This window comes from Metabacillus hrfriensis, assembly GCF_030127205.1.
Lineage (GTDB): Bacteria > Bacillota > Bacilli > Bacillales > Bacillaceae > Bacillus_P > Bacillus_P dongyingensis.
The window spans coordinates 4766237-4778900 of the sequence record NZ_CP126116.1 but is presented as its reverse complement, the minus strand read 5'-3'; the positions used below and the strand labels follow the sequence as shown (position 1 = coordinate 4778900).

Below are 12664 nucleotides of genomic sequence, written 5' to 3'. Positions count from 1 at the left end.
TTTAAAGTGAAAAAAGTTAGGAAAGCGATTATTCCAGCAGCGGGATTAGGGACACGTTTTTTACCAGCAACAAAAGCAATGCCTAAAGAAATGTTACCAATTGTGGACAAGCCTACGATTCAATACATAATTGAAGAGGCAATTGAGTCTGGGATTGAAGATATTATTATTGTGACAGGTAAAGGGAAACGTGCGATTGAAGATCATTTTGATCATAATTTTGAGCTTGAACAGAATTTAATGGGTAAAGGGAAATTTGACCTTTTAGAAAAAGTACAGCATTCATCAGAAATTAATCTTCATTTTATACGCCAAAAAGAGCCAAAAGGATTAGGACATGCAGTATGGTGTGCTAGAAAGTTTGTTGGTGATGAGCCATTTGCGGTATTACTTGGTGATGATATTGTTGAAGCAGAAACTCCTTGTTTAAAGCAGTTAATTAATGAATATGAGAAAACGGGGTCTTCTGTGATTGGTGTTCAATCAGTTGCTGAAGATCAAACACATCGATATGGAATAATAGATCCGCTAGAAAGAGATGGAAAACTCTATAAAGTAAACCGTTTTGTAGAAAAACCTGCACAAGGAACAGCACCATCTAATCTAGCAATTATGGGCAGATACGTAATAACTCCCGAGATTTTTGAATTATTAGAAGATCAAGAAACAGGTGCGGGTGGAGAAATACAACTAACAGACGCTATTCAACACTTAAATGAGAAACAATCCGTATATGCTTTCGACTTTGAAGGTACTCGATATGATGTTGGTGAGAAGTTAGGATTTATTAAAACAACAATTGAGTTTTCCTTAAAACATGAGGATATTAAGGACGACATGATCAGATACATGGAAGACCTATTAAATGTAATGAAAGTTAAAGGGTAAGAGGTGAAAGTAGTATATGGAAGGCTACTCTATTACAGTTATAGAGCCAGAAATTGGAGACGGATTAGAATTAAAACGTCTATACGAAAAGAGAAAGAGAGTTATAGATATTATTGGTTCTTTTATCGGAATAATTTTATTGTTCCCTATCTTTTTACTAGTAGCAATTTTAATCAAATTGGAAGACCCGAAAGGTAAAGTTTTCTTTATTCAGAAAAGGGTTGGTAAAAATGGCAAAGAATTTAATATGATCAAATTCCGATCAATGGTTCATGATGCAGAAGATAGATTAAAAGAATTATTAAAGCATAATGAAGTTCCTGGAGCTATGTTTAAGATGAAGGACGATCCAAGAATTACGAAGATTGGGAAATTCATACGAAAAACTTCTATCGATGAACTTCCACAATTGTTTAATGTATTTAAAGGTGAAATGAGTTTGGTCGGACCACGTCCGCCGTTACCTAGAGAAGTAGAAACTTATAACGAGAACCATTTACAAAGACTACTAATAACACCAGGATGTACGGGACTCTGGCAGGCAACAGAAAGAAATAATGTTGGATTTGAAGAAATGGTTCAACTAGATCTTTATTATCTGAAAAATAGGACGATACTCTTTGACTTTAAAATTATTTTTATGACAATAAAAATAATGTTAATTCCTAATGGAGAATAAAATGAGCAGAATTGTTATTCAAATTCTTTTAGTAGTCTTATTATTTCAGGAACTATTAGCTGTAAATATACATCCAATTATTGATATGACAGATGAGATCATTGTTGTTTTCTTAGCATTTTTGGTTTTGGTTAAATTAATTAAGACTCAAACCATATCAAAACATACAATGATAGTATCTTTACTAGCTATAGCATTTTTAATAATTGGTTTTATATCAAGTTTTTTAAGAGACGGAATCACAATAAATTCTATCATTAGCTCTTTCCTAGTAGTGAAGGGGTTTATTGTATATTTAACAATCTTCGAATTAACGGGAAAAAATGAAAATAAAATTAAGTTAATATTAAAAACAATGATAGTTATTGGATACTTACTTATGCTTTTTGCGGTGATTGACTTTTTATTTTATGAAAGATTTAGAGCATTATTAAATCTGGAATATCGTGCAGATATTAGGGCCGGTTTAGTAAGTGTACAGTCTTTAATGACACATCCAGGTGTCTATGGATGGTTTATGAGTTTATGTGGAATTATTATGTTCTCGAAGTTTTTAAGTAATAAAAACAAAAAAAATATTATTATATCCATTATCTTTTTCTTGTTTGCAATTATTTCGTTACGTTTTAAAGTAATCATGTTACTAGCGTTTCTTATTTCTTATTTACTTTTTAAATCAAAAAATAAGATATTAGGAATAATAGTAGTCATTTTATTTGTAGCACCTACCTTTTTATTTTTCTTTGGCGATTTATTATCATTGACGATTGAAAGATATATCCAAATTGACTATGATGAGTCAGCGAGAAAGGCTTTATATTTATTTTCGTTTGTGATAGCAAAAGATTACTTCCCATTCGGCACTGGCTTTGGAACGTACGGAACATTTCAGTCAATTGATCCATATAGTAGCGTTTACTATGAATTCGGATTAAATCATGTTTGGGGATTAAGCCCAGATAATCCAATGTGGCTGACTGATACTTTTTGGCCAGCGATACTTGGAGAAACAGGATTATTAGGGATCATCCTTTATGGTTGTGTGTTTTTAATTATTTTTAAGAAACGAAAACAAATTAAAAAAAGATTAAATAGTTACTACTATTACATTTTTATCTTTGTTTTTATTCATGCTTTCTTAGAATCTTTAGCTGAACAAATATATTTTTCAAGTCCGCAATTTATCATTATTTTTACATTGTTGGGCTTAATTTCTGCGGAATTAAAGGAGGAAAAAGTTGAAGAAAGTGTTGATAGCTAGTTCAACAGGTGGACATTTTACTCAAGTTAATAAAATAGCTGCGGCTTTAAATAAGGAGGATGTTGCCTATTTGGTTGAAAAGCATCCTTCTATAATGCCAAAGGATGATATGTACTTTTTAAATATGTTTAATAGAAAAGAAAATTTTGTGAAGACTATTATTGCAAACACAAGAATTTCTTTTCATGTATTAAGAAAAACAAAGCCTAAATATATTATCTCTACTGGTGCAGGTGCGGTTATTCCTTGTATGATCCTTGGGAAACTTATGGGTTCAAAAATTATCTTTATTGAAAGTTTTGCGAAGGTAAAATCCCCTACTTTGACTGGTCGACTAATGTATTTCATTGCAGATCGATTTTATGTACAGTGGCCAGATATGCAAAAAGTATATAAAAAAGCTATTTACAGAGGTGGTCTTTATTAAGAAGATATTAGTTCTTTTAGGTACTCAGAAATTTGGATTTGAAAGATTAATAAATCATTTATCTACTTTAGCCGATGATAGTAAGAAGTATGAGTTTACTATTCAAACTGGTTATAGTTCCCCTCCAAAAAATAGTGATATAATTTGGTTTGATTTTAAAAATGCTGAGGAATTAAATGAGTTAATCAAAGCTTCGAATCTTATAATTACTCATGCAGGCACCAGTTCAATTAATCAAGCGTTAACTTTGAAAAAACCAATTATTATTGTACCGAGAAGACAGAAGTATAATGAACATGTGGACGATCATCAATTAGAGATGTCAGATTATTTTCATGGGAAATATGAAATTCCTGTCATTCATGAAATTGAAGATCTTAATGCTGAACTTTTAAATAAGGATTTAAAAATCGCAACGATAACAAATGAAAAAAATCTTATAGATGATTTAATAAATTATATGGAGATTGGTTAAATGAAGATAGCGATTGTTGGTAATTATGGTAACCGTAATGCTGGTGATGATGCGATTTTATCAGGATTAATTCATACAATGTTTACGATTAATAAGGATATTGAAATAACGGTTTTTACGAATAATAAGGATAATACAGATACAGTTGAAGGTGTAGTGAAAGAAAGTCTGATCTATAAAGAGAAAAAATCTAAATTAGTCAATATCATATTTTCTATAAAAGAAATACTCAAATTAAAACAAAAGTTTGACATTGTTATTTTAGGTGGCGGGGGTATTCTAATGGATATGTATCCAAGAGATTTACCTTTGTATTGGTTCATTGTGAAAAATATTGTTAAACGAGATGGCACACTTATTGTGCATGGGGTAGGAGCAGGTCCCCTAAAAACTTCTTTGGGTAAGAAAATTGTAAAAAACATCTTAAATTCTTCTAAGGTAATTAGTGTAAGGGATGAAAAGTCCAAAAAAATCTTGAATGAACTGATCTCAGGGAACCGTTCAATCGAAATTATCGGTGACCCAGCCTTTGGCAATGAGCACTTAGCTATATCAAGAGAAGCTGGAGTAAAAAAAATTGGGATAACGGTATTACCCTATTTTGCGGATTATTATTGGCCAGAATATGATAAAGAAAAGTTTGAACAATATAAAAATAACATTATCAAGTTAATTCACGGCCTTTCTGAAAATAAAAATAATCAAATCTACTTATATAGCACAAAGTATCCTGATGATCATAGACTTGCAAATGAAATTTATCAGGAAACAAAAAAACAAAATGTAATTTTGAATGAAGAAATACTTAGTCCAAAATCTTTGATTGAATTCACACAAGATTTAGATTTAGTCGTAGGTACGAGATTGCACTCCCTTATCATTGGTTTATTAGTCAATGCATCTATTTACGGTATCGGTTATCACCATAAAGTAGAAGGCTTTTTTGGTGAAATGGAATTAGAGAATAATTTCTTTAAAATTGATGAGTTAAATGTTGATAAACTTATCGAAGAAATCAATCAATCAGAGAGTAATAAAAATAATATCATTAAGGCGAATTCTATCTATCAAAGCAAATTTGCAAAGGGTGTAAGCATTCTTGAATCAGTTATCGAAGAGAAAAAGTAAGAATAATGAAGTCTTATTAGTAAGTAATATGTTTCCTTCTAAAGAAAATGCTGCGTTCGGTTCATTTGTTTATAACCATTATAAAAGATTAAAAGAGAGTTTTCATATCGATAAGATTGTGATTGATAATCATCGGAAAGGCAAAAAAAATGTTATTTCAAAATATTTAACGTTTTTCCTTCAGCAATTAAAAGTGTTCCTCTCTTCTAAAAAATATCAAATTATCCATTTCCATTATGTTTTTCCTACTGCATTATTGATTGACCTTTTCAAATTTCTTGGTTCAAAAACAATCGTCACAGTTCATGGCGGAGACGTTGACAATATGGCAAAGAGGACGAAGCTTCATAAATCAATGACAAAGCATATTTTAAATAGGGCAGATTGCGTTCAATGTGTTAGTGACTATCTAAAGAGTCTTATTGTCAAAGAGTTTGAAGTAAATCCAGAAAAAGTTGTTGTTTTTAATATGGGAATTGATGAATCATTCCTTACCATCCCAAATGAAAAAACAAAAAATTACGATATATTGTTTGTAGGGAATTTTATAAAGTCAAAAGGTGTTATAGATTTATTTGAAGCATTAAAGAATTATCCTCAATTGAATGTTTGTATAGTAGGGTCTTTACATGATAAGAGTGTTTATGAGAAATGTACGGAAATCATAAATAAATATAATTTGAATGTAGAATTTACAGGAGTAATTGAAAAAAGAGAACTAAAGGAGTATTACAGTGCTTCTAAAATGCTAATTTTGCCTTCTCACAATGAGGGTGCTGGTCTAGTAACCTTAGAGGCTATGGCAAGCGGTCTGTTAGTTCTTGGTTCAAATGTCGGTGGTTTATCAGAACTCTTAGCAGAAAATAGAGGGATTTTATTTGAAGCTAAAAATGCAAATGATATTTCTTCTGCGATTAAAAAGGGATTAACAATCGTAGAAAGTGAAGATATGGATAAAATTACAAAAGAAAATATGAAATATGCTCGCAGTATGACCATATCTCAACAAGTATCAAAAGTAGAGAGGCTATATAAATGTTTCCTAAAATAACAAAAAATAAATATTTTGTCTTTATTGTGATCGGAATATTGTCGTTTCTTGGGAAAATTGTTGGCTTCGTTAGAGAACTTGTCATTGCAAATGAATTTGGTACGACACTTATAGCTGATAATCTATCTTTACTATTAAGTATTCCAACTTATGTTTATTTAATAATTGGCGGGGCATTATCAACTTCCATTATTATATTTGCCAATTCGAAAAATAATAATTCAGGTTTTATGAAAGGTTTAAAAACGATTTATAAACATATTGGAGTTGCTTCAATATGTTTATTTCTGTTGATTTTAACCATTTATTTCGTATATAAAGACTTCATTCACCCATCTATTTTAGTGATCTACTGGTCTATTCCTGCCTATGTCTTTTTATCACTTAGGACGAGCTTATTTAATATGATCTCAAAACCGGTATATCCGCAAATTTCGTTGATTATCGCAAATGTGTTTTTTGTCATTTTAATCTATCTTGTTCCCTTGGACTTTTTTAAATGGGATATTTACGTTACATTTAGTTTAGCTTTCACCTTAAGTACAATCATTGGTTGGCTATCATTGTTAATGATGAAAGCTGCATTTGTAACAAAAGAGCCAGTTTATATTAAACCTAATAAAGTAGAAGAAAATGAAATGACTGTAAAAGAGTTTTGGGGCATATCATTACCGATCATTTTTGGCGGGGCTTCTTTACAAATAAATAACATACTTCAACGAATGTATGCAACCCATTATGAAGAAGGGGTAGTCTCAGCTGTAAATTATTCGACTAAGTTAGTATCAATCCCGCAAGGTATGATGCTAGTAGGTATTGGAGCGATGATCTTCCCATTAATCTCAAGGAAAATAAGAGAGGGCAAATTAGCATATTTAAAAAATTTGTATTCTAAACTCTGTGTTAGCCTATTTGTTTTATTTTCCATTGTCGCTATTATTATGTTTGTGTACTCTGAGTTAATTACAAAACTTGTCTTTATGAGAGGGGAATTTGATCTTGGCTCAGTTAGTATAGTATCTGATGCACTTGGCATTTATGCCTTTACAATACCTCTTTCTATTATTATGATTTTACAAACTAGATTTCTGTACGGTTTTAAAATGCAAAAAGCAGTCAATTATGTCTCGTTAATTTTTCTAGTCATTATTTCAACAGCGGTTTTTTATGTTTTCAAAAGTACAACTTCATTTTTACTAATACCTTATATTAATATTGGTGTACTTTTGATCATGGTTATTATTTTTCATGTTTTGTTGAGGAATAAATTGAAAACAGAACAAAGCTAAAAAAATAAATAAGGTAAATAGTTTAATCGCTAGAAACTATTTACCTTATACATTTATATTTTTATAGAATTGTTTTTTACGGGGGAAACCATGAAATTGCATCAAGTAAGAACAATAATTAAGATTCTTGCAATGATTGTACTGATAAGTACTACAATTTCTTCGCATAGTTTGGCTGTTGAGGATTTGACAGCGCCGGCCTTGGAAAAAGTAGAGCTTGGTACAACTGAATTAAATGCAGGAGATAGTAACAGCATTTATATAACACCGAACGATGACATTTCGGGAGTAAAGTATGTGTTTTTTCATGCAGAAAGTCCGTCAGGTAATCAATCATACGGAGCAAATATCTATTCTGTTGATGAACAAGGAAGATGGTACGGGACAATTCCAATTAATGCGAATGCTGAAGGCGGTACTTGGAAGATAGATATGATTGCATTAACGGATCATGCTGGAAACACCAAATATTATCATAGTGGACAAGACTTCACAGCTGAATTTAGCGTAACTAGCCCAAATGCCGATTTGTCAGCTCCATCATTAGAAAATGTAGAGTTAAGTAAAGCTGAAATAAATGCAGGAGAAAGCAACACAGTCTTTATAACACCAAAAGATGATATTTCGGGAGTAAAGTATGTGTTTTTTCATGCAGAAAGTCCGTCAGGGAATCAATCATATGGAGCAAATATCTATTCTATTGATGAACAAGGAAGATGGTATGGGACGATTCCAACGAACACAAATTCCGAAGGCGGTACCTGGAAGATAGATATGATTGCATTAACAGATCATGCAGGGAATACCAAATATTATCATTATGGACAGGATTTTACGACTGATTTTAGTGTAACTAACCAAAATGCTGATATATCTGCTCCGTCATTAGAAAATGTAGAGTTAAGTAAAGTAGAAATAAAAGCCGAGGAAAGTAACACCATTTATATAACACCGAAGGATGATATTTCTGGAGTAAAGTATGTATTTTTTCATGCAGAAAGTCCGTCAGGGGATCAATCATATGGGGCAAATATTTATTCTGTTGATGAACAAGGAAGATGGTATGGGACCATTCCAACTAACGCAAATTCCGAAGGCGGTACGTGGAAGATAGATATGATTGCTTTAACAGATCATGCAGGGAACACAAAATATTATCATTATGAACAGGATTTCACAGCAGACTTCTACGTGAACAGTGGAAATGACCATGTAGATTCAGTTACATTATCAGTTGATCATACCGGTCCGGAAGAAATAGGAACACCTATTAAATTAACGGCAAATTCAGAAGGAAGCGATCGTCCCGAATATCGGTTCTTTATAAGAGACGAAAAAGGGGTCTTAACTACAATCCAAGAATATGGAGAAATGAATTCAGCAACGTGGACACCAACTATCCCAGGAACATATAAACTAATCGTTCATGCAAAGGATCAGAGCGGAACTGGCACAGAGAATTATTATGAAGCTAGAGCTGATATGAGTTTCAAGGTGGAAGGTTCAAAGGTAACTGGAGTTAAATTAAACACAGTAACAGCTTCTCCACAACAAGTTGGTTCTTCCATTAAACACTGACGGCAGCTGCAGAAGGTGGGACAAATCCAGATTATCGTTTTTTTGTACGTGATGAAGAAAGAATTCTTACGACAATCCAAGAATATGGCAATGGAAGTAATGTAACCTGGACACCAACAGAACCAGGAACATACAAAATTATTGTGCATGCAAAGGATAAGAGTAGAACTAGTCCAGGAAATTACTATGAAGCCAGGACGGATATGAGCTTTAAAGTAGAAGGAATAAAAGTAACAGGCGTTCATGTAAATGCAGATGTAGTTTCACCTCAAATCATCGGGAATTCGATAAAATTAACTGCGTCAGCTGAGGGTGGAACCAATCCAGACTATCGATTTTTGGTACGTGATGAAAAAGGAACTCTCACCACAATACAAGAATATGGCAATGGAAGTAATGCATCATGGACTCCTACAGAACCAGGAATATACAAAATTATCGTACATGCAAAGGATTCAAGCAGAACTGGTTCAGGAAATTACTATGAAGCTAGAACTGAAATGAAGTTTATGATTGAAGGAATAAAGGTAACTGGAGTTCAAATAAACTCAGATGCAGCTTCTCCACAATTACATGGCCATCCCATAAAATTGACAGCAACTGCTGAGGGTGGAACCAATCCAGACTATCGATTTTTGGTACGTGATGAAAAAGGAATTCTCACTACGATTCAGGATTACGGAAATGGCAGCAGTGCAATATGGACGCCAACAAATCCAGGCACATATAAAATTATCGTGCATGCAAAGGATCGGAGCAGAACGGGCCAAGGAAATTATTATGAATCCAGGAATGAATTACGTTTTATTATTGAGTAAAAAAATTGGTCGATTTTATATCTAAAATCTTCTACAGAATAAAGTCTAGTTGAATGAAATAATCTACATAACAGATTTAACTACTCGTGATTTTATGGATACTTTATCATACACTCATAAAAGCGTCATTCCAATTGGAATGGCGCTTTTATATGCATTGTAAAGAAAAAAGGATTCAAAAATTATATATATTTTTAAAATAAGTGGTAATTTAAAATGAAAAGGTACCTTGGAAGAAGGCTATAGCGTGATGAAAACAGATATTCTGAAGATCTATTATTATATGAATGAGAGGAGGTCACGAAAATTGTTTTTCAAACGATTCTTTGTTCTCATTTTAATATGTATTATTTTGATTAGTGCTATTTTTTTCCGAGAGAATGAATCTTATGGAATTTATAGTGAACAAGAGTTTCATGAAGTGAAAGAGATGATAAAGAAAGATGAACAAAGACTCGAAGCCTATATACAATTTATTGAACTAGCAAACAATTACTTAAAAAGAAAAGCTAATCCAGTAGATTACTTGTATATTCCCCCAACTTATGTAGATAACAGCGGCCATGCAAAAGCCCGAAAAGATATTACTGAAGATGCTTATGCAAGTTATATATTAGGGCTTGCATGGAAGTTAACAGACCAAGAGATATATGCAGAAAAAGCAATAGACATATTAAATCATTGGTCAAAAACTAATAAACAAATCTCAGCTAAAGATGATACTCCACTGGTAGCTGCAAATAGCGGAATAGGATTTATATATAGTGCTACATTACTACATGATTATAAAAAATGGGATCAATCACAATTCCGAAAATGGGTTGAATCTACATACTTGCCTACCATTCAATTCGCCCGAAATAGATCAAATAATTGGGCGAATTGGGGTAATTTGGCCTCTCTTACTACTTATAGTTATTTAGGTGATAAAAGTAAATTAGAAAAGGAAGTTATGTACACCAAAAAAATAATTGTTTCACAAATTGATGCAAATGGAAAAATGAAGGAAGAAGTTGCTCGAAAGGCAAAAAGTATGAGATATACATATTTTGCATTAGCACCACTTACACAATCAGCATTTCTTATTTATAACGAAACAAATACTAATTTATTTGATTTAAATAGTTTAGAAGGTAAAAGAATAAAAGCGGCATTCGATAAATTATATAATGCAGTTGAAAATCCAAATAATTGGCAGTATTATACTAAAACGGATCTAGAAAAACCAAATATGGAAGGAAACAACAATTGGCCGGGTAGTTTAATTGAAGCTATGTCACATATATACCCTCAAGAAAATTATAATCATTTAATAACGCAATATAGGCCGATATTAGGAGGATATATAGCTAACAGGGGACCACATCATTTAGCTTGGAATTTCCCTACACTAATCCCTCCAATAATTTCAAATTAAAGTTAAATGTGGAAGTTCAAACTGTAGCCAGCCGCAGCAAAGATGAAAGATGTAACCATTATGACTTTTGTAGAAGAGCAGTATTTTACTGTCTGCAAGTGGGAAGTAAATGGACAAGCGTCATTTACGCAGGATCAGCCTTTTCTTCTTTGCAGTGTGATTGAAGGGAGATGGCGAGCTTATTCATGATCGAAAAAGCTATCCGATTCCTAAAGGAACTCATTTTATTTTGCCTGCTGAGACTGGAGCTTTTTCGATTAGCGGTAAATGTGATTTAATCGTTTCTCATATATGAAAAATGACAAGGGTTCCGATGCAGGAATCCTTGTTTTAGCATTCTATAAATTTATTAATCTGAATATTGACTGAATTAAAACTATTTACTATAATGAAAACAGATTAATGAAACCGGTTCGATTCATCTGGAGGAATATTCTACATAAACAGAAATATATTTTAATAGTATCTTCAATAACCCATGAAATACTTCTTTAATATTTCATTATTTTTTTACTGTTAATGAAACCGGTTCGACGAAATGTGGAAGAGGAGATCTTAATGGTCACAATAGGTGATGTAGCAAAGCAGGCTGGTGTATCTAAAAGTACGGTTTCGAATGTATTCAGCAAGAAGCGTCCGATAAGTGAGGATGTGACAAAGCGTGTGATTCGGGTTGCAAAGGAATTGAATTATGTTCCCAATCACATGGCGAGAAGTCTGGCTATTAAAAAGACAATGATTATTGGTCTTAAGATGCCGACTGTCAAAGATTATGAGTTAAGCAGCTTTGAAACGAAAGTGATTAATGGGGTTGTGAAAAAGTCTTCGGAAAACGGATACCGGGTTCTTTTGGACCGCATTTATGAAGGAGACGACCAAACGAACTTTTCAAGGGATCCTGTTGACGGTGTGATTCTATTAAATCCCCGTGAAGATGATGCGCGTATTGTGCAATACAGGGATTCCAGCATGCCGTTTGTCCTGATCGGGCGGCCAGACAGAACGGACATGGATATCAAATGTGTAGATAATAACAATATTGAAATGGCGAAAGAGGTCGGGGAATATTTAATCGGCAATGGCCATCGCGAGATTTTATTTTTAAATGCTTCTTATCATATGACGGTAGCAGAGGACAGAAAAGCTGGGCTGATGCAGGCCTATGATAATTACAATATGCCGTTTGACGAGGGGAATGTTGTTTATTATGGTCAATCGACCTTTTCAAACGCATCTGAATATGGGTATGTCTCTTTTTTAGAAAAGATAAAAGAGAAGAAGTATACAGCGGTCATTGCGGATTCGGATCGTGTTGCACTTGGGGTAATGAGAGCCGCAAGGGAAATGGAAGTGGATATTCCGGGAGATGTTTCCCTGATTGCTTTGAGCAATAATGAGACCCTGGCTCTTGAGACGACTCCTAACTTAACGAGTGTCGAGCTGTTTCCTGAGAAGCTGGGGGAGGAAGCGGCTGAGGTTCTGATTAATATGCTGAACAAACAGCTTGTTCCAAGAATCAGAACAATCCCTGCAAAGCTGGTTATTCGCGATTCTTGTCAAGATATGAAGCATCAAGAAGCGTAATGGATGAAGCATGAGAGGAGGGGAGACCAGGAATCTATCAAGATTCTACATACTGAATTGTAAGGGCTT

14 protein-coding genes and 1 pseudogene are annotated in these 12664 nt (G+C 33.2%); all 15 read left to right on the top strand.

Annotated elements, in window-relative coordinates; translation table 11 throughout:
* The first annotated feature begins 6 nt into the window (after positions 1-6).
* The 15 genes and pseudogenes from galU to QLQ22_RS23560 all read left to right on the top strand — a co-directional run bounded on the left by galU (position 7) and on the right by QLQ22_RS23560 (position 12595).
* The gene (gene galU / locus QLQ22_RS23620) at positions 7-888 is read left to right on the top strand and encodes a UTP--glucose-1-phosphate uridylyltransferase GalU (protein ID WP_284015698.1); all 882 of its coding nucleotides are present in this window, start codon (positions 7-9) and stop codon (positions 886-888) included.
* 16 nt (positions 889-904) lie between these two features.
* The gene (locus tag QLQ22_RS23615) at positions 905-1567 is read left to right on the top strand and encodes a sugar transferase (protein WP_284015697.1); all 663 of its coding nucleotides are present in this window, start codon (positions 905-907) and stop codon (positions 1565-1567) included.
* A 1-nt stretch (position 1568) separates the two neighbouring features.
* Entirely contained in the window at positions 1569-2828 is a 1260-nt protein-coding gene (locus QLQ22_RS23610) for a hypothetical protein (protein ID WP_284015696.1), read from the top strand.
* Positions 2815-3255 (top strand): PssD/Cps14F family polysaccharide biosynthesis glycosyltransferase, encoded by a 441-nt coding sequence (pssD, locus tag QLQ22_RS23605; RefSeq protein WP_223443725.1) that lies wholly within the window; start codon positions 2815-2817, stop codon positions 3253-3255. Before QLQ22_RS23610 ends, pssD begins: the two co-directional genes overlap by 14 nt.
* Positions 3191-3730, top strand: coding sequence for a glycosyltransferase (locus QLQ22_RS23600; RefSeq protein ID WP_223438575.1), 540 nt, complete (start codon positions 3191-3193; stop codon positions 3728-3730). The genes pssD and QLQ22_RS23600 overlap by 65 nt, the downstream gene beginning before the upstream one ends.
* On the top strand, positions 3731-4858 hold the full coding sequence (locus QLQ22_RS23595) for a polysaccharide pyruvyl transferase family protein (RefSeq protein ID WP_284015695.1): 1128 nt from the start codon (positions 3731-3733) through the stop codon (positions 4856-4858).
* The gene (locus tag QLQ22_RS23590) at positions 4830-5909 is read left to right on the top strand and encodes a glycosyltransferase family 4 protein (RefSeq protein ID WP_284015694.1); all 1080 of its coding nucleotides are present in this window, start codon (positions 4830-4832) and stop codon (positions 5907-5909) included. The genes QLQ22_RS23595 and QLQ22_RS23590 overlap by 29 nt, the downstream gene beginning before the upstream one ends.
* Entirely contained in the window at positions 5894-7198 is a 1305-nt protein-coding gene (locus QLQ22_RS23585; protein WP_284015693.1) for a lipid II flippase MurJ, read from the top strand. The genes QLQ22_RS23590 and QLQ22_RS23585 overlap by 16 nt, the downstream gene beginning before the upstream one ends.
* 90 nt (positions 7199-7288) lie before the next feature.
* Entirely contained in the window at positions 7289-8776 is a 1488-nt protein-coding gene (locus QLQ22_RS23580) for a triple tyrosine motif-containing protein (RefSeq protein WP_284015692.1), read from the top strand.
* A pseudogene (locus QLQ22_RS25220) lies at positions 8773-8937 on the top strand (triple tyrosine motif-containing protein); the annotation flags it as partial. The gene QLQ22_RS23580 and the pseudogene QLQ22_RS25220, both read left to right, overlap by 4 nt.
* A gap of 42 nt (positions 8938-8979) precedes the next feature.
* Positions 8980-9594, top strand: coding sequence for a triple tyrosine motif-containing protein (locus tag QLQ22_RS23575; RefSeq protein WP_284015691.1), 615 nt, complete (start codon positions 8980-8982; stop codon positions 9592-9594).
* 307 nt (positions 9595-9901) lie between these two features.
* Entirely contained in the window at positions 9902-11011 is a 1110-nt protein-coding gene (locus QLQ22_RS23570; RefSeq protein ID WP_284015690.1) for an alginate lyase family protein, read from the top strand.
* A gap of 60 nt (positions 11012-11071) precedes the next feature.
* Positions 11072-11200 (top strand): hypothetical protein, encoded by a 129-nt coding sequence (locus QLQ22_RS23565; RefSeq protein WP_284015689.1) that lies wholly within the window; start codon positions 11072-11074, stop codon positions 11198-11200.
* Positions 11172-11306, top strand: a complete 135-nt coding sequence (locus QLQ22_RS25070) for a hypothetical protein (protein ID WP_349654966.1) — start codon at positions 11172-11174, stop codon at positions 11304-11306. The genes QLQ22_RS23565 and QLQ22_RS25070 overlap by 29 nt, the downstream gene beginning before the upstream one ends.
* A 263-nt stretch (positions 11307-11569) precedes the next feature.
* Positions 11570-12595 (top strand): LacI family DNA-binding transcriptional regulator, encoded by a 1026-nt coding sequence (locus QLQ22_RS23560; protein ID WP_284015688.1) that lies wholly within the window; start codon positions 11570-11572, stop codon positions 12593-12595.
* Positions 12596-12664: the final 69 nt, after the last annotated feature.